Origin of the sequence: Labrys methylaminiphilus subsp. lupini (assembly GCF_051161885.1) — a bacterium.
Taxonomy (GTDB): Bacteria; Pseudomonadota; Alphaproteobacteria; order Rhizobiales; family Labraceae; genus Labrys.
In genome coordinates this window covers 3,810,767-3,832,608 of the sequence record NZ_JBMDIH010000001.1, presented here as the reverse complement: position 1 = coordinate 3,832,608, position 21,842 = coordinate 3,810,767, and the positions used below count along the sequence as shown (strand labels likewise).

Sequence of the window (21,842 nt, the reverse complement as noted above, 5' to 3'; positions counted from 1 at the left end):
AATCAGCTTCCGAGGAAATGTCATGCGCCTGTGGCTCAAGGATCCGCTCGCCATTCTTGCCGAGGGCGCCGAGCGCGGCGTCGTCGTCGAAGGCAGCCGCATCGTCGAGCTGGTGCCGGCGGGGGGCGAACCCACCGCTCCCGTCGACAAGGTGTTCGAGGCTTCCCGGCATGTCGTGCTGCCTGGCCTGGTCAATACCCACCACCATTTCTACCAGACGCTCACCCGCGCCCATCCCGATGCCTGCGACCAGCCGCTGTTTCCCTGGCTGAAGACGCTCTATCCGATCTGGTCGCGCCTCGATCCCGACAGTTTCCGCCTCTCCGTGCGCCTGGCACTGGTCGAGCTCCTGATGTCCGGCTGCACCACGGCGGCCGACCATCATTATGTCTTCCCCCAGGGGCTGGAAAACGCCGTCGACATCGAGGTCGAGGAGGCCCGCAAGCTCGGAATCCGCATGACGGTGTCGCGCGGCTCGATGAACCTGTCGCAGAAGGATGGCGGCCTGCCGCCTGATTCGGTGGTGCAGGACGAGGACACCATCCTGGCAGATTGCGAACGGGTGGCGAGTGCCTATCACGACACCAGGCCGGGCGCGATGACGCGCATCGCCTTCTCGCCCTGTTCGCCCTTTTCGGTGACCAAGAGCCTGATGCGCAAGACGGCCGATCTGGCCGAACGTTTCGACTGCCGCCTCCATACCCATCTGGCCGAAACCCATGACGAGGATGATTTCTGCCTCGCCACCTACAAGTGCCGGCCGATCGAGCTCCTGGACGAAGTGGGCTGGATGAGCCCGCGCACCTGGCTCGCCCACGGCATCCATTTCAGCGCCGACGACTGCACCACGCTGGGGCGCCATGGCGTCGGCGTCTGCCATTGCCCGACCTCGAACGCCGTGCTCGCCTCCGGCTTCTGCCATACCGGCCTGCTTGAAAAGGCTGGCGCGCCCGTCGGTCTCGGCGTCGACGGCTCGGCCTCCAACGATTCCTCCAACCTGATGGAAGGCGTGCGCCACGCCTTGATGATCAACCGCCTCTCTCATGGCGCGGAGGCGGTCTCCTGGCGCGATTGTCTGCGCTGGGCCAGCGAAGGCTCGGCCCGTTGCCTGGGCCGCGACGACATCGGTGCGATCCGAGCCGGCCTGGAGGCAGACCTCGCGCTCTATACGCTCGATGAACTGCGTTTTTCCGGCGCCCACCACCCCATCGCGGCTTTGGTCCATTGCGGTGCCCATCGCGCCGACCGCGTGATGGTGGCGGGCCAGTGGCGCGTCGAGGATGGCCTGCCCGTCGGTGTCGATCTCGGCGCGCTGCGGGAAGCCCATGGCAGGGTGGCGGCGAAGTTTTTGTAGGTCTCCGGGAAACGCTGCGGCTGGAAACGCGGACGTCTCGTCCGCCTCTTCCTATCCCGCAACCTCCGCGTTTCCAGAATGCGGACGGGACGTCCGCGGTCCCAGCCGCGGCGCTTCTTGCCTCGACCTGGGCATGGCGTTCTGCTATCCGCAGGCCATGCCCAATCTCCATGCGCCTCTTCGCCTCCGCCCCGACCCGAACGGCACGCCCGTCGAGTATCGGTGGATCCCCTTCGACCGGACGGATGCCCGCTGGCACGAGCCGTTGGTCGACATGGCGACCGAGGGGCTGCTTGCCGAGGCCTGGTATGCCCGCACCGATGGCGGCAACGCACCCTATTTCATGCCGATCGCCGGCGCGGTGAAGACGGTGGCGGCCCGCACCAGCGTGGCGCGTCTGGTACGCGAGGCCGATGCAGCCGTCTCCGGCCTCGGGCTGCGGCTCAAGGTTGTTGATGCCTACAGGCCGATCGAGACCCAGGCCGGCCTGTGGACCTTCTTCGAGCAGGAAGTCGCGGCCGAGCGGCCCGAGCTTTCCGCCGCCGAGCAGGAGGCGATCGTCCGCACCTTCGTCTCCGATCCGCGCCGCTTCAACCGCGAGGACGAGACCACCTGGCCGATCCATTCCACGGGGGGCTCCGTCGACGTCGTGCTGGTGGATGCGGCCAGTGGCGCCATGCTCGATCACGGCGCGGCCTTCGACGAGGGCCACGAACGCTCCTACACCGATCACTATGAGCGTCTGTTGCAGCGCGGCGAGATCGCTCCCGACGATGCGCGCCTCACCAACCGCCGCATTCTGGTCAATGCGATGGTTAACGTGGGCTTTACCAACTACGCGTACGAATTCTGGCACTTCGACTACGGAACGCAGGCCCATATCCTGACCTTGCAGGATGAAGGCGTGGCCGGCGCTCCCAAAGCCGCGTGGTATGGCACCACGGACCTGCCGGAAGGACTATGCTGATCCAATCGACTTTCTCCGCCAAGGGCGCCCCCCATGCCATCGTCTCGCTGGGCAAGCCGCTCGAGGCCGGAACCCCGCATGTCATCTGGGCCCATGGCTGGGGCCAGGATCATCGGGCCTTCCAGGCCCTGGCCGGCTCTCTGGAACGGACGGGTCATCACACGCTGATCGACTTTCCCGGCTTCGGCCAGAGCCCGGTACCGCCTGAAACAGGCCATGGTGGTATCTGGGATACGGCCGATTACGCCGATGCCGTCGCCGAATGGCTTGAAACCCTGCCGCGTGGCAAACGCATCTGGGTGGGACACTCCTTCGGCGGGCGTGTCGGGCTCCGCCTGGCGGCTCGCCATCCGGATATTCTCGACGGCATGGTGCTGGTCGGCTCGCATGGCCTCAAGCCCATCCGCAGCCTGATGACCCGGCTGAAGATCTTCCTGCGCGTGCGGGCCTTCAAGGCCCTCAAGCTCCTGGAAAAGCTCGGTGTCGACGTGTCGGCCCGCAAGGCCAAGTTCGGCTCGGCCGATTACCGCAATGCCGGCGCCATGCGCCCGATCTTCGTCAAGGTGATCGGCGAGGACCAGAGCCAGGATATCAAGGCCATCCGCATTCCCGTCCGCATCATCTGCGGCGCCCTCGACGACCAGGCCCCGCCGGAGATGAGCGAACGCATGGGCCAGCTCATCCCGGGCGCCAGCGTCAGCATCCTGCCTGGCCTCGATCATTACACCGTTCTGTCCGATGGCGGCCCCCAGATCGCCCATACGGTTGCGAAGCTCTTGGAGGCTTGATGCTCGAAACACTGGCCCCCGTGCTGAATTCGGCTCATCTCGCCGCGGCTTTGGTCCTCATTGGCTTCATCCCCTTCGCCTGGAAGCGTTTCCTGACCTATCTGCATATCTTCCAGCAGGAGGAATATGACGGCCGGCGTTTCCTGCACTGGCTCTTCTACAACGTGGTTGTCGATACCAAGGCGAGCCTTGCCATCGTCCTCCTGTCGGTGATGGCCAAGCTCTACCCCTCGCCGGTGCTGGTGCTCGCTCTGTTCATCGCGGTGATCCTGCTGGTGGTGGCGCGCCGCGAGCGCGACCCGCGCCAGACGGGCAAGAAGAAGCTGGCGATGACGCAGCGCGCCACCCGCATCCTGCGCGTCGCCTTCGCCCTCGTCCTGGTGATCGGCCTCGTCGGGGTTGGCTTTGGCGTGGCGCCGGTCTGGATCGTGCTCCTGATCCAGCTGATCCCCTTCGCCCTGGTCGCGGCGGTGATGATCCTGCAGCCCGGTGAGAATCGCATCCAGCAGGGCTTCTGGAACGAAGCGCATGACAAGCTCAAGCGCCTGTCGCCGGTGATCGTCGGCGTTACCGGTTCCTACGGCAAGACCTCGACCAAGCACATCCTCGGCCATCTGCTCGAAAGCGCCGGCTCGGCGCTGATCACGCCCGGCTCGGTCAACACGCCGATGGGCATTGCCCGCATCGTGCGCGAACGCCTGGAGCCTTATCACCGCCATTTCGTGGTGGAGATGGGCGCCTATGGGCCGGGCTCGATCGAGAGGCTCTGCCGTCTCGCCCCGCCCGACATCGCGGTGGTGACGGCTGTTGGTGCGGCCCATTACGAACGCTTCAAGTCGCTCGATACCGTGGCCAAGACTAAGTTCGAACTACCGGCGGCGGCGATCGCGCGCAATGGCAAGGCGATCATCAACGACGCCGTGCTGGCCTTCAAGGATGCCCGCGACTTCACCGATGCGCATCGCGCCTCGATGGTGCTGGTCGGCAATGGCGGTAACAGTGAGGCCCGCATCAACAGCGTCACTCAGGAAAAGGACGGGCTCAAGGTTTCCCTGACCTATCTCGGCAAGGACTACCAGCTCTCCGCCCCGCTCTACGGCCTGCATCACGGCAGCAACATGGCGATTGCCTTCGTCACGGCGCTGGCCATGGACATCGACGCCGAGACGGCCGAAATCGCCATGCGCTCGACGCCGCAGATCAGCCATCGCCTCGAGGTGAAACGCCAGGCCGACGGCATCGTCATCGTTGACGATGCCTATAATTCCAATCCGGCGGGCTTCGCCTCGGCCCTGGAGATCCTGCCCTTGCTGGTCTCGGGCGAGGGCCGGCGCATTCTGGTGACGCCGGGCATGGTCGAACTCGGCGCTGCCCATGCCGAAGAGCACCGCAAGATCGGTACAAAGGCCGGCGAGACAGTCGACATCCTGCTCGCCGTGGCACCCGATCGCATTCGCGACCTCATCGATGCCTACAAGGCGGCCAGGCCCGACGGCCAGGTGGTGGCGTGCGCCAGCTTTGCCGCCGCGCAGACCTGGATGGGCACCAATCTCAAGGCCGGAGACGTCGTGCTGCTCGAAAACGACCTGCCCGATCTCTATGAGCGCCAGTTGCGGCTGTGACATCCTCTCGCAGAGATACGATCTGGAACAGAAGCGCCTTCATCGCCGCCAATACGCGCCCGCTGCCGGTGCCGCATGCCCCGGAAATCAGCCTCTATCTCGCTGACGAGGTCACGCCTCTCTGGCTGAAGACCGAGGAAGAACTGGGGGCGATGGGGTTGCCGCCGCCCTTCTGGGCCTTCGCCTGGGCGGGTGGCCAGGCCCTGGCGCGCTATATCCTCGACCATCCCGACCACGTGGCCGGCCACCGCGTGCTCGACTTCGCCTCGGGCTCGGGCCTGGTGGCTATCGCGGCGATGAAGGCCGGAGCGGCGCAGGCCCTTGCCGCGGACATCGACGAATTCGCTGTCGAGGCCATCCGGCTCAACGCCGATCTCAACGGCGTGGCGGTCGAACCCTGCGGCGAGAATGTGCTCGGCCGCTTCGATCGGCCCGTCGACGTCGTCCTGGCGGGTGACATCTTCTACGACCGCGAGATCTCGGCCGAAGTCCTGGCCTGGCTCAAGGGCTGGCGCGAACGCGGCGCCACCATCCTGGTGGGCGATCCCGGCCGGACCTATCTGCCCAGGGACGAACTCAACCTGCTGGCAACCTATCAGGTGCCGGTTTCGCGCGATCTCGAGGATCTCGAGATCAAGAAGACCAGCGTCTGGACGCTGAAGGCATAGCGCTACCGGCGATTATGGCAGCTTTGCCTGGGCGGCCTGCATGGGCGCGTTGTTCTGCGGCATGGCTTTCAGGAAGGCCAGGACTTCCGTGATTCCCTTGACCGCAAAGCTGCTGTTCTCGATCGGCGATAGGGGCGTGACCGCGTTCGTCCAGTTCTTGATCGCCTCCAGGTGACGGGGGCGTATTTGCTCGCCGCTATTGGCCACGGACGGGTAGTCCCTGATATAGCGGGGATCCCGAGGAACCGCATTGCATTTAAAACCGTCGGGGCGCAAGCCATTGGCGTCGCATTCATCCGCATACTCGTCCCGCAGGGCGATCATGTGCGCGAATTCGTGGATGGCAGGTCGTTGCTTGTAGGAATGGCCTTCCTTTTGCCGGGTAACGGGCGAGAGGTCGTTGCTGTAAAGCGTCGTCCGGCCGATGAGGTTGTCATGGGCATGCTCGACATTGCTGGTATAGAACCGGCCCTTGGGAACCTTGACCACATCGATCAGCCAGTGATCGCCCGGAGCCGGGTTGGAGAGGCTCGAACGGAAATGGAATTCGAGCCCGACGATGCGGCCGCTCGGCGTCGTGGTCAGGGATTTGGTATTGTATTTCTTCTGGATTTCGGCCTGCCATCGCGTGGCAAAGGCAATCGCCTCCTGCTTGTCCGACCAGCCTTCCTTGCCTTCGGAAGAGAAGCGGAAGCATAGCTTCATCAAGGCAATCGTGCGCGGGCCGCCCAGCGTTTCGACGAAATAGATATCGTAGAGTCCTCCCGCGACACCGATGGCCCACATTGGGGCATAGGGGACGAGGCTGGGCGGAATGGCGGTCTTGGAAATGGCTTTGATCTGGTCGGCGAGAATCTGGGACGTCACCGTCGGCATGCTGCTCTTTCCATTCGGCCATGGTCAGGTCCGCCAGGATACGACGCCGGGATGGCACTGCGATATTCTCTCCGATGCCCCGGGTCATCGCCCCCTGCCGGAATGAACGCGCCGGAGAAGCCTGGCGGTGCCGCTACGGCCCGGGCACGCCGACCCGGACGAGGGCAGAGAAGTCGGGGCTTTCGCCGACCGCTTTGGCGCGCTTATCGATTTGACCGCGCTGGCGTAACTCGGTGAGCGGCACCTGATGGCTCAGCGCGCCGATGTCGTAGAGGTAGTCGGGCAGATAGCCACTGACGAGCACGCGCCAGTCCACCGGCAAATCGGGATCGAGTTTCTGGGCGAGGTGGAACGGCACCGTGGTGCAGTTGGTGGTCGCCGTGTTGTAGAAGCGCGGCCTGGCCGCAAGATCGTTGGCCTCCGAGAGCAGATAGAGGAACAGTTCCTTGGCCTGGGGCGGGCTGGTGCGCAGCCGGAAGAGCTGGACGTCCTCCCCCCTGACATTGGAACGCACGCGGATGACATCGCGCTCGTCGGCCGCGATGACCACGAGTTCGTCCTGCTTGAAGAAGCCGGAGACCGCCGAGTAGACCTCGCCCTGTTTGCGCCTGACCTCCACCGAGAAGACGAGGTGGCGCCCGTCGGAAAAGCCGAAGCTGAGCATGGTATGGGCGATGGCGGGGCCTGCCCAATAGGAGGCGAACAGGTCGACGCCGGTAATGGTGTCGAGGTCGTAGCTGCGGCCCTCCCAGCGCTCGGTGAAGTCGCCATCGGAGCGCCAGTCGAAATCGCGCACATCGCTGAGCCGGGCGGTGGAGCCCTCCACGGCAGCAGTGAACTGGCGGGCCACGTCGGGCGCCCAATCGCCCTTGCCGGTCGGCTGGATGGTGGACCACCAGATCAGCAGGGCGGCAAGGGCGGCGACGAAGGGCAAGGTCAGCCGCCAGCGCGCGGCGATCACGGCGGCCAGGGCAAGGAACGCAAGGACGATCCATAGAGCGGGGAGGGCGTAGCGGCCAGCTTCCCCGAGTGGCAGGCGATACCATAGCGCCAGCGTGCCCCAGAGTGCGGCGAGCATGGCCGCCAGCACCAGCAGGAGGCGGCCGGCGATGCTGAGCAGCCTGGCGATCATCGATGATATCTCATCCCAGCTTCAACTGCCCCCGCGCGATCTCGAACAGCATCACGCCGGTGGCCACGGCCAGGTTGAGGGAATCGGCTTGACCGCGCATCGGGATCTTGACGAGGTGGCTGCAGGCCGCGGCGAGATCGTCGGGCAGGCCCTGCTGCTCATTGCCCATCAGCAGGAGGCAGGGCTGGCCGGCATAGTCGACCTCGCGATAATCATGCGTGCCGGACAGATGCGTGCCGACCACGAGGCCGTCGAAACCCTTGCGCCAGGCGAGGAAGGCCTGCGGCGTCGCGCTCGCGAGGCGGACATTGAAGATCGAGCCCATGGTGGCCCTGACGGCCTCGATGCCAAAGGGATCGGTGGTGTCGCCGATCAATACGATGCCCTCGGCGCCGACCGCATCGGCGGTGCGGATGATGGTGCCGAGATTGCCGGGATCGCGCACGCGGTCGAGTCCGATCCAGATCCGGTCGCGCGCGATCTTGACGCTGTCGATCTTCTCCAGGCGCTGCTCAAATACGCCGATCACCGTCTGCGGGTTGTCGCGGCGCGACAGCTTCTCCAGGATCTCGCCGGTGACCTCCAGCACCTCTCCGCCGGCCTGCCGGGTGGCGCGCACGGCGCGGGCCAGCATCGGCTTGTCCTCGCCGGACCTGTGTACCAGGATGCGGATCGGCCAGCCGGCCTCGATGGCGTCGGCCACCAGCTTCAGCCCTTCGGCGATGAACAGGCCGGCCTCCTGGCGGACCTTGCGCATATCGAGAGCGCGGATGTCCTTGATCAGGGGGTTGGTCAGGCTGGTCACCACGCGCGAGACCGGTGCGGCGGTCGCTGCGGGGCGCGGGCGTTGAAAGCGGGACTTCATGCCAGCGTCCTTTCGAGGGGGACCGTCATCCCCTTCCCTCGGCCTGCGGCCTCGCCGGGGATGACAGCCCGCCGCTGGTTGGTAGAAGCTTTCGGCCTCATGCGGCACTCCAGCGCGAATAGAGCGAGGTCGAAAGCAGGCGCCCTGAGCCTTCCTCCGACACCACGAGCTCGCCGGAAGTGATGTCGCCGCCGAGCTCGCCGAACACCTCGCGGGTGAGTTCGTGCACCGCCACGAAGGAGGCGCGGATGGCGTAGGCGGTGACGATCACGAAGGCCGGCTTGTCGGTGAGCACGGCCCGGCAGAGGTCGAGCATCTTGGGCAGGTCGCGGAAGAGGTCCCAGACCTCGCCGCCGGGGCCGCGGCCATATTTGGGCGGGTCGAGCAGCACGATGTCATATTGGGAACCGCGACGCTGCTCGCGCGCGGTGAATTTCATGGCGTCGTCGACGATCCAGCGGATCGGGGCATCGGCGAGGCCGGCCAAGGCCTGGTTCTCGCGCGCGAAGCCGATCGACTTCTTGGAGGCGTCGACATGGGTGACCTGCGCGCCATGCTTGGCCGCGAGCAGGGAGGCGACGCCGGTATAGCCGAACAAATTGAGCACCCGGGCAGGCCGCTTCAGCGCCTGAAGAGCCTCGATCATGTAATCCCAATGCGGGGCCTGCTCGGGGAAGAACCCGAGATGGCGGAAAGGCGTGAAGCGGCCGTGGAAGGCGACTCCGCGATAGGAGACGGGGAAGTTTTCCACTGGCTTGCCGGCGAACTTCCAGCGTCCGTCCGAGCCTTCGTCCTCGGCATTCATGCCCAGGAAGACGGCATCGGCCTTGTCCCAGGCCTCGGGCTTATGGCGCAGGCCCATGGCCTGCGGCTCGGGACGGTCGACGAGGAGCTTGCCGAAGCGTTCGAGCTTGCGGCCTTCGCCGCAATCGACCAGGCGATAATCGGCGAAGCCGGGCGTCACCAGTAATTGCGGCAGGGTTTGGGTGGCGGAATTTCGTGGGTCGGGCATGCGCGGACCAAACAGGAGTTTGTCGCGCGCGGCAAGTCCGTTGTTGCCGGTTTGTGGTGCCTAACGCGTCTTTGCGATTTGGTGGAATCACCAAGGATTGCAAAGACGCGTCGGAACAGGGAGCTAGAGCAAATAAGCGTTCATGCTTGAACGCGCTTTGCTCTAGACCGCTGCCACGATGACATGCGCCTGAATTTTGGCGGCAACCTCGCCATGGCCATGCCTGCCGGCAATCGCTGATGCAGCGTGATCGGTTGCAGCGTCCAGTTTGCCAGTTTCTCGAGCCTCGATTTCGGTGCGGAGCAGGGTTCCCTGGCAATAGGCAACGGCGGGAAGGCGCGGCGAGGATGCACGGCTTTGTTTGGCTCTCGTCTCGATCAGTACGCGGGAAAAGCCTGCGCCCTCCAGCTCGCTTCGGATCAGTCCGGTATCGTGATAGCCGTGCGGCGTGCGCGCCAGAAAGCGCGGCGGATCGTCCGGGAAAATCTCCGCCAGCGCCTTCGTCACCTCATCGGCAAAGATGTTCTCCTCGATCCGGTCCCAGACGTTGAACAGGAAATGTCCTCCGGGTTTGAGGACACGCCGAGCCTGGCGGTAGGCGGCCGGCCGGTCGGGGAAGAACATCGCGCCGAATTGGCAACAAACGAGATCGAAGGCCGCATCGTCGAACGGCAGCGCCAGAGCATCGGCCTGGCGCCAGGTGATGCGACTGTCGGGCGTTTGCCGCGAGGCGGCATAGTCGAGCATCGGCTGGTTGAGGTCGGTGACGACATAGCTGGCGTCGGGAGGCAGTTTCGGCGCCAGCATGCGGGTGACCACCCCGGTGCCCGCGGCGATTTCCAGGACTGAAATGGGCGACAGGGAGGCGGCCCGTCTGGTCAGGTCGGTGGCGAACGGCTCGAAAATCAACGGCACCATGTAGCGGTCGTAGTTTTCCGCAATCGAGCCGGTGAACAGCTTGTCCGTTTCCAACATGGCCATCACCCGCCAGCGGTTCGCTAGCCCGCCAGCTTAGCATGAATGGCTTGCTCTTGCGCGTTTTCGACCGAGCGGCATTGTGCGCGCTGGACCACCCCATCCGCCTCGCGCTCGCCGCCCCGGAGGGCTTCCAGCGAGTGCAGCATCTTGCGCTTGAGTGGCGGCGTGACGTTGACGAGGCGCATGGCGGTGCGCTGGCAGGCCAGCAAGGCACGTCCGATCACCGGCTTGTGGATCACCGTGCGCCCGTCCATCTGCTGGCGTGATCGCTCGACTGCTTCATTGCTGTATCGCCGCATCTGGGCCTCATAGGCTCCGATCGCCTCCACCAGCCCCGCGCTTCCTTCCTGCACCACCTTGAGATGGCGGGTCAGCAAGGCGGCATCGCGCAGCGCCGTGTTGGCACCGACACCACACCCGGGCGTCATGGTGTGGATGGCATCGCCCAGCAAGGTGACATTGGACGGCGCCCAAGGTTCGACCGGCACGGAAGTGCGGATGACTACCGGAAACACCGAATTCGGGTCGGAGGCAGCCAGCAGCCGACGCCAGTTCGGATGCCATTTGGCCGTGAGGCTCTGGCTCAGCGCCAGCAGGGTTTCCCCATTCATCGTGCGCAGATCCTGGGGAAACTTGTCGGCGGCCGCCCAGATGCCCCAGCTGATATAGTCGCGGCTGTTGTCGAAGCGCAGGCCGGGCCATTGGGCGATCAGATCGGCATCCGTCGTGCCGATGCCCTGCTTGGGGGCACCTGCCTTGTCCCAGGGAAACTCCATGACATGGAGGATGCCACCAAAACCCCTGGGGGCCATGATGAGCGTCACCCCGCGATGGATTTTGGGGGTGAGTAGCGCCAGGGTCTCGGGTGTGGCCGGCACCTTTCCGCCAATCGAGCGGATCAGCGTGTCGTCCATCTCGGCCTGTGGCAGATATTGCCTGCGGATGCGCGAGTTGGAGCCGTCGGCTGCAACCAGCACGTCGGCCACCGCGCTCGAACCATCCTCGAAGAAAGCCTCGACCTGGCCGTCGGTCCGCTGCTCGTAACGGGAAAACACCTTGTCGAAATGGGTGACGTCTTCCAGCCCCGTCAGCAGGACCTGGCGCAGCGTCATGCGGCTGACGGAGCGTTCGCCATGGAGTGGATCCCTCGGCGGGCTGGGCTTCAGGCTCAACAATTCCCCATAGTGCTCGCTGAGCATGTTGAACCAGTGCGGGGAGATGGCGCAGGTCGCCAGAAAGGTCTCGTACAGCGCCGGCGGCAGATTGGCGTCGAGCGCGCGGCAGCCATCGGGATCGATGCCGACCCGGAAGCCCTGCAGCCCGTCCTTGCGAGTGCGGTCGCGCTCGAACACGTTCACCGTGATGCCGGCCCGCCTGAGCCCATGGGCAAGGCACAGGCCGCCGGTGCCGGTGCCGACGCCGATGACGATCACGCTCAGATTTTGCTTTTCGGGGGCATTGGACATGGTTCCTCCTCTCCCGCGCACGGTGTTTCCCGGCGGGTGGCTGACGATGGATGAAGGGCGTGCGACATCCGCCTCGAACGAGGCCGGTCGCGGTCTTCCTTGGGATTGCGGGTGGAGCGCGGGGGCGCGGACTTATCCGGTGCGGGGCGGCTGTTCACCCTCGAACTGGGCGGCGATTGTCTTGAGTTCCTCGATCGACCAGGCGAGCCGGCCCGAGCGAAGATCGGCGATGACGCCTTCGATCCAGTTTCGCTCCGCGCTCACGATGGCCAGCATGTACTGACTCTCCAGCAGCACCACGCGCGGCAGCACGGTGAGATAATTCTCCAGCTCCGCGGCGAGCCCGAATTCGCGCTTGCGCAAGGCCGTCAATCTCGTTTCGAGCAGCGGCATGACTTCCTCCGGCGAAAGCAGCGGGAGGAAGGACATGGCGACGGGAAATTCCGGAAACTCGTTATGAGGTTCCGCCAGCATCGTGCGCAGCCAATCGACGGCAACTGTCCGTCCAAGCGGGGTTGCCTCATAGACGGTCCGTTCCGGCCGTCCGTCGCTCTTCTCGACGCTGCCCGGGGCGATCAGGCCCTCGCGTTCGAGCCGTTCGATGGTCTGATAGAGTGAGCCGCGCTGGCGGATGTTGATGACCTCCTCCTTGCCGCGCGATTTCAGCAATTGCTGCATGCGGTAGGGATGCATGGGTGCCTCGATCAGCAGCGCGAGCACGGCGAGGGCAAGTGAGGAGCGTTTGAAATTTGCCATAGTCATATTATTACTAGATTAGACACAACTAGTCAAATTATGACTATATGAACATTTCAAGCGACTCACCCTGAAACGCACAACGCCCCGGCCTTGGGGACCGGGGCGTCAGGCGAAAGGGCGGACCGGGTACTGAAGGGCGATCAGTTCGCCGGCAGGCTGACCGAGACGGGAATGGTCCTGACCGTCACTGTCTTGGTGGCGGGCGACTTCACGGTCGCGGGCTTCACACTCACAGGCTTGACGACGAGCGGCTTGGCCGGGACGGCAGGCTTGGGTGCGGAAATGGGCTTGGCCGCGGTGGGCTTCGGTGTTGCAGGCTTGGCCGCTTTCGGCGGCGCAACGGGCACCGAGCCGGTCCGGTCCACCGGGACGGGCTGGGCGCTGGCGTCCTTGGCGACGAGCTGATCGGCCGGCGTGTCGAAATTGTAGACGTCCGGACGGAACTGCACGCTGCCGTCGGGGCCGCCCCAGCCGGTCAGGTAGACCCAGGCCACGGGAATCGGCTTGGCTGGCTTGATGGTCTTGGGCTCGCCGGAATCGATCTGGTCCTGGATCGCCTGGCCGCTCCAGTCCGAGCCTTCCATGATCCAGGCGGCGAGGTCCTGCGCACCGGCGACGCGGATGCAACCCGAAGACTGGAAGCGCACATCGTTGCGGAAGAGTTCGCGATGGGACGTGTCATGCATGTAGACGGCATCGGAGTTGGGCATGTCGATACGCAGGAAGCCGAGCGAGTTCCACACGCCGGGATCCTGCTTGGCGAGGAAATCGGAGGCGCGCGCCTTGCTCCAGTCCACGGTGGTGGGGTCGATCTCCTGGCGGCCGCGATAGAGCTTGAGATGGTTGGCCTTCAGATAGCCCGGATCCTTCTGGAGCTTGGGCATGATGTCGGCCTTGAAGATCGACTGCGGCGCATTCCAATAAGGCAGGATGTTGACGGCGATGACTCTGGTCTGCAGGGTCGGCGAGGCGCGATCGGGACGGCCGACCACGGTGGTGTAGGTGCGTGCCACCACGCCATTGTCGACCGCCTCCAGGGCGGCGGCGGGGATGTTGGAGACGATGTATCGCTCGCCGAACTTGAATTTCAAGGCGGCCAGGCGGTTGGCGGAGGCATCGAGTTCGCGCAGCCGCTGCTCTACCGGTACGTTGAGCGCCAGCATGGTGAGGCGGCCGACCGAGCCGGTCTCGCTCAGGCCGTGCCGGGCCTGGAAGCGCTTGAGCGCGTCCTGCGTGGCCTGGTCGAACTCGCTGCTGGGAGGCAGGGAGGGATCGAGGTCGCGGGTGGCGGTGAGCCGGTCGCGCAGCGCCTTGGCGAATTTGCCCTTGGCGCCGATTTTCATGCCTGCGGCAGTTGGCGGTAGAGCCTGCCAGCCACCATTGTCGGCGATCTCCTCATAGGCGGAGATGGCCCGCAAGGTCAGCTCATAGGTACGCGGGGAGTAGTTGGGTTCCTCGTTGGCGAAAGCCGGGATGGTGAAGGCGACGACGAGGGCGGAGGTCAGGGCGACCAGGCGGCGCAGGGGCGCGCCGGACCATCCCGCTTGTGAAGAAGCGCGGCGGGACGAAGTCTCCCGGTTCTGAAACGAATAGGAAAGCCAGGAGGAGGTCATGAAATCACTCAAACGCAACTGGGACACTTACAGGTCCCCAGACTATCGCGAGGATAGTGAATCTTTCCTTACGGGACCTCCCGTGGCCATTAACGATAATCGTCATTGCAAGCTCTGCCAATCCGCAGGGTTGGCATGGCGAAGCAATCCAGTTTTTCCTGCGCCATAAGCTTGGATTGCTTCGCTGCGCTCGCAATGACGAGAGGTCCATCAATCGGAACGTCGAGCCGGTGGCATGATGCCGGTCCTCGCCCCGTCAGGGGCAGGCCTGGCGCAGGCGGGCCATCGCCTTGGTCACGCCGTCGAGCGAAAAGACATAACGGGTCTTGTTGCCCCGGCCCGAGACCGCGTCCACGGTCATGGTGCGCTCCTGCTTCAGTGCGGCCAGGAATTCGGTCTCCCGCGTGCCCGTTCGGCGCAGCCAGGCGCCATTGCCGGACGAAATCATGTGGAAGGGCTGTGCTCCCACGCTGACCAGGATGTCGGCATTACCGGCAAGGGCATAGCCGGTCTGCAGGCTGGCCTCGCTGCGAGCCTCGGTCTGCCTGGCGGCGCGAATGAAGAAGGAGACATCGCCGTGATTGAGCGAAGCGGGTTCTTTGCTGACCGGACTCGAATAGATGAAACAATGATTCCCAGAGTTGTCAGTATAGGCCCAAGTGCTCCATTTGCCGAATACACCCAAAGATTTTGGTGATGCCGCAAGTACACCCGTGGTCGAAAGAACGAAAATGACCAGTGCGAAAATCGATAGTTGAGTCATGTTTGCATGAATTCCTCGTCTCTTGCCCCCGCACGACAATGTTTGGGCGCAAGCGTTAACGAGAGGCTAAGGTATCATTACAATTGCATTACTTTTGAGCGGCGCCGTTCATGCTGGCTTGGGTCATGGTGACGAGATCGGGGAAGAAGGCGTCGAAATCGTCGAGAAATCCTTGTTGCTGCTGTTCCAGGATGGCCTGGAGTCCGACGAATTCCACCGGTCGGCGCAGGCGCTTGCCGAGTTCGGTCATGGCGGTGCTGACACCTGCCATGGTCTCGTAGTCGCCGAGCCACTGGGTGAGGGAGTCGATGCGCCTGTAGGCCCTGTCCGGCAGATCCTCGCGCAGGGCGGGCAGGGAGGCCCGCACCTCGGCCAGGAACACCGGCAAAGGCTGCCCGTGATAAAGCTCCCAGCGCTGGATCAGGCAATGATCATAGACGACATCCACGATCACGCCGGAAAAGCGCCGAAAGGTGGGCCAGAGGCGTTGCCGGCTATGCTGCGTAAGGGGATGGGCATCGGTGAAGGCGTCGATGCGCCGATGCAGCTCGATGCCCTCGCGATAGCGGCCCTCGAACAGTTCGAGTTGCGGCAGCCGCAGCAGGTCGGGCAGGAGATTGCCGATCCGGAACGCCGCATCAGGCGGTGAAAGCAGGAGATGGGCGAGATAGTTCATGCGGATCCGGCGGGACGAAACAGGCGCCCGTTTCCGCAAGATATGAGGGCCGGCGCGCTGGGACGCAAGACGCGCCGGCCCTCGGGCAGAGTCCGACCCCTCTGCTTGGGAGAGAAGCCGAGGGGACGATCCCTGCCGATGCTTTGACCTGCCGGGCGGAAGGTCGTGCGGGCGGCTTCTGGATAGCCGGGTCAAGCCCGGCTATGACAATTCGAAGCTTTTTTCTTTTTCAGTGAGCCGCATGGCCGCCCGGGGCTTATTTGCGATACCCAGGCGTCAGCAACACCTTGATCGAGTCGGTCGAGTTGGCGAGCTTGAGCGCCTCGTTCCAGTCGGCCAGGTCATATTGGTGGGTGACGATGCCCTTCGAAGTCACCAGCCCGCGCGTCAAGAGGTCGATGGCGATCGGATAGCAATAGGGTCCAAGATGGGCGCCGCGGATGTCGAGTTCCTTGCGGTCGCCGATGATCGACCAATCCGCGGAGGTTTCCTTGCCGAAGACCGAGAATTCGACGAAGCGCCCGAGCTTTCGGATGATCTGCAGGCCCTGGGTCACGCCGCTGGGATGGCCTGTCGTCTCGATATAGACGTCGCAGCCATAGCCGTCGGTAAGGGAACGCACGACTTCGTCGACATCATCAGTCTTGGGATTGATGGTGACATCGGCTCCGAAGCCCCTGGCGAGTTCCAGACGGTCTTCCATCAGGTCGACGACCACCAGCTTCCTGGGTGTCTTCAGCCGGGCAACCTGTGTCATCAGCAGGCCGAGCGGGCCGGCGCCGGCGATCACCACCACGTCGGCAAGCTGGATGTCGCCGCGCTGCACCGTATGGATGGCGCAGGACAGGGGCTCGATCACCGCGGCATCGGCCAGCGGCATCTCCGCCGGGATCTTGTGCACGCGGGCCGTCGTCGGGAACTTCATATATTCGCTCATGCCGCCATCGGCGACCTCGCGCTGGAAGCCGAAGATGTTGTGCACCTCGCACATCCAGTAGCTGCCCGAGCGGCAATACCGGCAGCGATCGCAGGGCACGATCTGCTCGGCGATCACCATGTCGCCGGCCTTCACGCCGAAATGCTCGGCCGCGCCCGGCCCCAATTCCTCGACATAACCGAAGAATTCATGGCCGGGGATGACGGGCGGCTTCACATAGGGGTTCTTGCCGCCCCAGAACATGGCCGCGCCCGACCAGCATTTGCAGTCGCTGGCGCAGATGCCGCAGGCGCCGATCTTCACGACCAGCTCGTTCTGCCCCGCCACCGGCCGCCCGACGTCCTCGACGCGATAGTCCTCGGGGCCGTGGCAGACGATGGCCGTCATTCTCGAATTACTGGCAGGCATGGCGTTCCTCTGTGCTGGGGCATCGATCGTGTTTTTGAATGGTTCGGCGGCGGCGTCAGGCCGCGAAATTCGAGGTCCGGTTCTCGTTGAACAAAGCGCGGAAGCGGCTCGGTGACATGCCCTTCTGCAAGGCGAAGTGCCGGTTGAAATTCGACAGATTGTTGAAGCCGATGCGAAAGCAGATGTCCGTGACCGGGCTCTTCTCGCTCATCAGGAGCTGGCAGGCCAGGTTGATGCGCATGCGGTTGACGTAGTGCACGAAGGTCATGCCGGTGTGGCGCTTGAAGGCGCGCGAGAAGCCGCCGGGGGTCATCCCGGCAATGGCGGCGATGGCGCCCTCGCTCATATTGCCCTCGAGATGTTCGCCGACATAGGCGAGCGCCCGGTTCATGCCGCCCGACATATAGGCCGAGGGATCGGGCAGATAGCTCGCGCTGGTGAGATTCTTGCGGCCTCTGTCGGCAGTGAGCAGGCCGAGGAGCTGCACGAACAAAGCGATACGCTCGGCACCCTGGGCGTTGAGGAGTGCGGTCATGATCCTGCGGGCGGTTTCTCCGGTCTCGGGCCGGAACAGGAGACCGCGCCGGCTCTCGTCGAGCAGGGCGGCGACCGGTTCGAGCTCGGGGAACACACCGATGCAGGATTCGATAAAGGTCTGGGTGAATTGCAGCACGATGCAGCGGCGCGGGATGGTGGTGCCCTCGGCCACGTCACTGATCCAGTTGTGCGGCAGGTTGGGGCCCGTCATCACCAGATTGCCGGGCACGAAGTCGCCGATGAAGTCACCGACGAAACAATGCCCGGTCGTGTCGGTGATCAGGTGAATTTCGTATTCGGGATGAAAGTGCCAGCGGACCGTGCGGAAGGGATAGCCATGCGCCCAGACGATGAAGGATTCGCCGCTATGAATCTGAACCAGTTCAAGCTGTGGCTCCATCGCCCTCGCCTCCCATGTCTCAGGCTGCCGGACATTGTCATTTTCTTGTCAAGGAGTGTCCTGCCCTGAAAACCCTACTGCAAGGCAGCGGCGCCAGCTACCAGCCATCGACGTGGACACCGATACTTTTTTGATCGATAGGGCCGGCCAAGTGTCGAGCGGCTCGGGCCATGCGTCCTGCCGCCGGGTCCCACGATGTAGCGTGACGCGGCCATGACATCCGCAAAGGTCAAGCGCAAAAACGCCGGATGATTTGAAATAATTCCAAGCTACCCACTTGCGATTGGAACAAAAACGAGGTGCTATTCGCCACCGCGTCGTTTTGCCCATGTGAGGGAGAACTGTATGAAACGTTTCGTTATCGCCGCTGCTCTGGTTGCCGCCGGCGTCGCCACGGCTTTTGCCGGCCCGATCGAAGATCGTCAGGCCTTGATGAAGACCATGGCCAAGAACACCAAGGAACTGGCAGGGGTCGCCAAGGGCGAGACGCCGTTCGACGCTGCCAAGGTCAAGGCGTTGCTGCAGGTTTATGTCGACGACTCGGCCAAGCTGCCCACGCTCTTCCCCGAGGACAGCAAGACCGGCGGCACCGATCCGACCACGGCCGCACCGAAGATCTGGGAAGACCAGGCCGGCTTCAAGACCGCCGCCGCCAAGCTCGGTACGGACGCTACGGCAGCTTTCGCTGCGGCAGACCAGGCCAGTTTCGCCAAGGCTTTCGGCACGGTTGCCGCCAATTGCAACGCCTGCCACGGCACCTATCGCATCAAGAAGAATTGAGGCAGGCTTGCGCCTTGCCGGGATGCTTCACCGGAAATTGATCTCGAAGTGACATTGCCGGGCTCGTCCCGGTAATGTCGTTTTGAGGCTGTGTGACCGCATTGTCCGGGGTCGCCAAAATGACCCTGGGACATCTGGAGCAAAGCGCGTTCAGGCTTGAACGCTTATTTGCTCTAGCTCTTTGCTCTGGCGCGTCTTTGCGATTTGAACTGAGTCATTCAGATCACAGAATGCTCTGGTGAGGGGACGGCCGGGGCAAAAAACGATAAGGGCCGCGCAATCTGCAGCTGGCGCGACCGGGGAATAAACCGGCTGCGGCGACTGTCAGGCAAGACGGGCCTGAACAATGGCGTTCAAGCCGGAAAAGGGGGCTTTCCCGGATGTCACTGAAGCGAATACTCGGTGGGTTGGTAGTGCTTGGCCTGATCGGGCTGGGCGTGTTCTGGTTCGTGACGCAGCCCGCGCCCTTGCCGGCCTCTGTCCTCACGGCGGATTACAAGCCGAACCTGGCCAATGGCGAGACAATCTTCAATATCGGCGGCTGCGTCTCCTGCCACAAGTCCCCGGGCCAGGAAGAGCGGCTCAAGCTCGGTGGAGGGCTGGCGCTGGGCTCGCCCTTCGGCACCTTCTATGCCCCCAACATCTCCCCCGACGCCAAGCAGGGCATCGGCGCCTGGAGTGAGCTCGAATTCGTCAACGCCTTGCAGCGCGGCGTCGGGCGCGAGGGCGAGCATCTGTACCCGGCTCTGCCCTTCACGTCCTACGCCAAGCTGAAGCTGGAGGATGTGCGCGATCTCTATGCCTATATGAAGACGCTGCCGGCGGTCGATACCGCCGACAAACCGCATGAGATCGGCTTTCCCTTCAATATCCGCCGGCTGCTCGGTGGCTGGAAGTTCCTGTTCTTCGACGACAAACCCTTCAAGCCCGATCCGTCCAAGACCGCGGAGTGGAATCGCGGCGCCTATCTGGTGCTCGGTCCTGGCCACTGTTCCGAATGTCACAGCCCGCGCAACGCGTTTGGCGGTATTGAAGCGGATAAGCGGTTTTCGGGCGGGCCCGATCCGGAAGGCAAGGGCTGGGTGCCCAACATCACCCCCCATGCCGACGGCATCGGCACCTGGACCGAGGCGCAGATCGCGAGTTTCCTGAAGGATGGTTTCACGCCTGACTATGACTCGGCGGGTGGCAGCATGGCCGAAGTGGTCCAGAATACGGGCCATCTCAGCGACGACGACCGCAAGGCGATGGCCGCCTTTCTGGTGACGCTGCCGGCGATCCCGGGTAAGGCGCCGAAGAAGCCATAGAGCATAATCCCAGAAGGTTGCGCGACTTTTTGGACAAGATTATGCATTGAAACAAGGACTTAAAGAGCGTGGTCCGGTCCGTGTGGCAGGAACGCGCTCCATGCAGGCTTCCCGGGACGGGGCCATTCCTGTCCCGGAGGAATCACGCAGGCTTTGATAGTGCCCAGGTTCCAGCCTTGCCTCGGGAAGGCCTGGATATCTGGCCTGAAACGCAAGACGCGCCGAAACGGGGAGTGAGAGCCAAGCAGCGTTTTCTCATAAGCGCGCTTTGCTGTAGGCAGGGACAAAACGTGGTGCGAGCGCTGAGAATGCTGACGTCGATCAGGGCGATTGTGACCGGGGCGGGGCTGATACTCGCTTCACCGGTGCTTGGCGCCGATTCCTATGCGCTGGTGGTGGGTATCGATGCCTATGAAGCGCCGATCAACTCCTTGCACGGTGCCGTCAACGACGCCAAGGACATTGCTCAGGCCCTGACCAAGGCCGGCGTCAAGAAGCTGACCCTGATCACCGACAAGCAGGCAACCAAACCCAACATCCTCGCCGCCTGGAAGGAGTTGATGGACCAGGCCCAGCCCGGCGACACCTTCTATTTCAGCTATGCCGGCCACGGCTCGCGCGAGCCCGGCAAGCCAAACGATCCCGATTCGCCCGACGGGTTGAACAATATCCTGGTGATGGCCGACTTCGCCCCCAGGCTGCCGGGTGCCGCCAATCGCATCGTCGACAAGGAAATGGCGGTACTGCTCAAGGAGGCGGCCGCCAAGAAGGTCTATCCCATCATTGTCATCGACGCCTGCAACTCCGGCACAATGTATCGCTCGGTCACCTTGGGCCTGACCTATCGCGCGACGCCCCAGGCCAAGATCTCGCGTGAGGAATTGCTGGATTTCGCCCCGCCCGTGCCTGATGTCTCGACCAAGATCGCTGCCAACGACCCCTTCACCTTCCTGGCGGGCGTTGCCGACGACAAGCTGGTGCCGGAGGTGGCGATCGACGGCCAGCCGCGCGGTGCCTTGTCCTACGCCTTCTCGCGCGCAGTGGAGGGGCAGGCCGACGCCAATCATGACGGCGTGACCACCGAGAAGGAACTCGTCGCCTTCGTGCGCGCCTTCGTGCTGCAGGCGACGCAGAGCCAGCAGGTCTCGCAGTCCTTCCCCGATATCAGCCGAGATATTCCTGTCTTCCGCTCCGTGGCGGCCGGCCCGAAGGGGAGCCAGGACGATATCGTGAAGGCAATCGCCGTTGCCGAGCAGGTTGCGACGAATACCCAGCTTACGCTTGCCGTGCGCAATGGCAGCCTCGCCGGTGCTCCTCCCGGCGCTACGCTGGTGAGCGACGAAGCCGGCGCCGACCTCGTTTATGACGCGGCCGCCGGCACCGTGGAAAAGCGCGTGGCCGGTGTGGTGGCCGAGGGCGTGCAGCCCTCCGGCCTTGGCGGCATCGTCGCCAAATGGCGGGCGATCGCCTTCCTGCAGGCCATGGCCGGAGGCTCGATCCAGCCTTTCGAAGTGGCAGGCGGCTCGCGCACCTTCAACCGCGGCGAAAAGCTGACGGTGGGCCTCGCCGCTTCCAATCACCGTTTCATGACGCTGTTCAACCTGCCGCCCAACGGCAAGGTCGAATTCCTCTATCCGACCTCCCAGGCCGAGCGCGACGAGAATTGGAGCGGCAAGCCCTTCACCTTGCCGCTGCAGGTGCGCGATCCGCCTTTCGGCGCCGAGCACCTGATCGCCGTCCTGTCAGACCAGCCGCTGGACCAGTTGCACACTGCCTTGCAGAAACTGTCGAGCCCGCAGGCTGCCGAGGACCTGCCTGATACGCTGAAAAACGCCCTGAGCGGCCAATCGGTCACGGTCGGCATCGCCAACGTCTTCACCAGCGCGGGGACGCCATGAGGCTCTTCATTTGGAGGCCCTTCATTCGGATGCCAT

Annotated in this window: 20 protein-coding genes; 8 read left to right on the top strand and 12 right to left on the bottom strand. The window is 63.9% G+C overall.

Annotation, left to right across the window (positions count from 1 at the left end; all coding sequences use genetic code 11):
* Window positions 1-22 precede the first annotated feature (22 nt).
* The 5 genes from ACN6KF_RS18115 (at window position 23) to ACN6KF_RS18095 (ending at window position 5,399) form a co-directional block, all read left to right on the top strand.
* Window positions 23-1,354 carry an 8-oxoguanine deaminase gene (locus ACN6KF_RS18115; RefSeq protein ID WP_434958183.1) on the top strand — a complete coding sequence of 444 codons (1,332 nt, stop codon included), beginning with the start codon at window positions 23-25 and terminating at the stop codon, window positions 1,352-1,354.
* Between the two features lie 133 nt (window positions 1,355-1,487).
* A complete protein-coding gene (locus tag ACN6KF_RS18110) occupies window positions 1,488-2,321 on the top strand; it encodes a M15 family metallopeptidase (RefSeq protein ID WP_434958182.1) in 834 nt (277 codons plus the stop codon).
* Complete coding sequence (locus ACN6KF_RS18105; protein WP_434958181.1) at window positions 2,315-3,109, top strand: alpha/beta fold hydrolase; 795 nt, start codon at window positions 2,315-2,317, stop codon at window positions 3,107-3,109. The genes ACN6KF_RS18110 and ACN6KF_RS18105 overlap by 7 nt, the downstream gene beginning before the upstream one ends.
* On the top strand, window positions 3,109-4,731 hold the full coding sequence (locus ACN6KF_RS18100; protein ID WP_434958180.1) for a Mur ligase family protein: 1,623 nt from the start codon (window positions 3,109-3,111) through the stop codon (window positions 4,729-4,731). Before ACN6KF_RS18105 ends, ACN6KF_RS18100 begins: the two co-directional genes overlap by 1 nt.
* Window positions 4,728-5,399 (top strand): class I SAM-dependent methyltransferase, encoded by a 672-nt coding sequence (locus ACN6KF_RS18095; protein ID WP_434958179.1) that lies wholly within the window; start codon window positions 4,728-4,730, stop codon window positions 5,397-5,399. The genes ACN6KF_RS18100 and ACN6KF_RS18095 overlap by 4 nt, the downstream gene beginning before the upstream one ends.
* A gap of 12 nt (window positions 5,400-5,411) precedes the next feature.
* On the opposite strand, the gene ACN6KF_RS18090 is transcribed toward ACN6KF_RS18095, so the two are convergent.
* The 12 genes from ACN6KF_RS18090 to ACN6KF_RS18035 form a co-directional block, all read right to left on the bottom strand.
* Complete coding sequence (locus ACN6KF_RS18090; RefSeq protein ID WP_434958178.1) at window positions 5,412-6,275, bottom strand: hypothetical protein; 864 nt, start codon at window positions 6,273-6,275, stop codon at window positions 5,412-5,414.
* 133 nt (window positions 6,276-6,408) lie between these two features.
* A complete protein-coding gene (locus ACN6KF_RS18085) occupies window positions 6,409-7,407 on the bottom strand; it encodes an Lnb N-terminal periplasmic domain-containing protein (protein WP_434958177.1) in 999 nt (332 codons plus the stop codon).
* A 10-nt stretch (window positions 7,408-7,417) separates the two neighbouring features.
* A complete protein-coding gene (locus tag ACN6KF_RS18080) occupies window positions 7,418-8,272 on the bottom strand; it encodes a TrmH family RNA methyltransferase (RefSeq protein WP_434958176.1) in 855 nt (284 codons plus the stop codon).
* A 97-nt stretch (window positions 8,273-8,369) separates the two neighbouring features.
* The gene (locus tag ACN6KF_RS18075; RefSeq protein ID WP_434958175.1) at window positions 8,370-9,284 is read right to left on the bottom strand and encodes a class I SAM-dependent methyltransferase; all 915 of its coding nucleotides are present in this window, start codon (window positions 9,282-9,284) and stop codon (window positions 8,370-8,372) included.
* Window positions 9,285-9,446: 162 nt separating this feature from the next.
* Window positions 9,447-10,259, bottom strand: coding sequence for a class I SAM-dependent methyltransferase (locus ACN6KF_RS18070; protein WP_434958174.1), 813 nt, complete (start codon window positions 10,257-10,259; stop codon window positions 9,447-9,449).
* 23 nt (window positions 10,260-10,282) lie between these two features.
* Window positions 10,283-11,728, bottom strand: a complete 1,446-nt coding sequence (locus ACN6KF_RS18065) for an FAD-dependent oxidoreductase (RefSeq protein WP_434958173.1) — start codon at window positions 11,726-11,728, stop codon at window positions 10,283-10,285.
* Between the two features lie 132 nt (window positions 11,729-11,860).
* The gene (locus ACN6KF_RS18060) at window positions 11,861-12,484 is read right to left on the bottom strand and encodes a PadR family transcriptional regulator (protein ID WP_434958172.1); all 624 of its coding nucleotides are present in this window, start codon (window positions 12,482-12,484) and stop codon (window positions 11,861-11,863) included.
* A gap of 143 nt (window positions 12,485-12,627) precedes the next feature.
* Window positions 12,628-14,100, bottom strand: a complete 1,473-nt coding sequence (locus tag ACN6KF_RS18055; protein WP_434958171.1) for a L,D-transpeptidase family protein — start codon at window positions 14,098-14,100, stop codon at window positions 12,628-12,630.
* A 256-nt stretch (window positions 14,101-14,356) separates the two neighbouring features.
* Complete coding sequence (locus tag ACN6KF_RS18050) at window positions 14,357-14,863, bottom strand: invasion associated locus B family protein (protein ID WP_434958170.1); 507 nt, start codon at window positions 14,861-14,863, stop codon at window positions 14,357-14,359.
* 88 nt (window positions 14,864-14,951) lie between these two features.
* A complete protein-coding gene (locus tag ACN6KF_RS18045) occupies window positions 14,952-15,539 on the bottom strand; it encodes an acyl carrier protein phosphodiesterase (RefSeq protein WP_434958169.1) in 588 nt (195 codons plus the stop codon).
* A gap of 256 nt (window positions 15,540-15,795) precedes the next feature.
* Window positions 15,796-16,884, bottom strand: coding sequence for an alcohol dehydrogenase catalytic domain-containing protein (locus ACN6KF_RS18040; protein WP_434958168.1), 1,089 nt, complete (start codon window positions 16,882-16,884; stop codon window positions 15,796-15,798).
* A gap of 55 nt (window positions 16,885-16,939) precedes the next feature.
* Complete coding sequence (locus ACN6KF_RS18035; protein WP_434958167.1) at window positions 16,940-17,821, bottom strand: AraC family transcriptional regulator; 882 nt, start codon at window positions 17,819-17,821, stop codon at window positions 16,940-16,942.
* Window positions 17,822-18,166: 345 nt separating this feature from the next.
* Between ACN6KF_RS18035 and ACN6KF_RS18030 the strand changes: the two genes are divergently transcribed.
* The 3 genes from ACN6KF_RS18030 (at window position 18,167) to ACN6KF_RS18020 (ending at window position 21,806) form a co-directional block, all read left to right on the top strand.
* The gene (locus ACN6KF_RS18030; RefSeq protein WP_434958166.1) at window positions 18,167-18,601 is read left to right on the top strand and encodes a c-type cytochrome; all 435 of its coding nucleotides are present in this window, start codon (window positions 18,167-18,169) and stop codon (window positions 18,599-18,601) included.
* Window positions 18,602-18,981: 380 nt separating this feature from the next.
* Complete coding sequence (locus ACN6KF_RS18025) at window positions 18,982-19,908, top strand: c-type cytochrome (protein WP_434958165.1); 927 nt, start codon at window positions 18,982-18,984, stop codon at window positions 19,906-19,908.
* Between the two features lie 308 nt (window positions 19,909-20,216).
* A complete protein-coding gene (locus ACN6KF_RS18020) occupies window positions 20,217-21,806 on the top strand; it encodes a caspase family protein (RefSeq protein ID WP_434958164.1) in 1,590 nt (529 codons plus the stop codon).
* Window positions 21,807-21,842 lie beyond the last annotated feature (36 nt).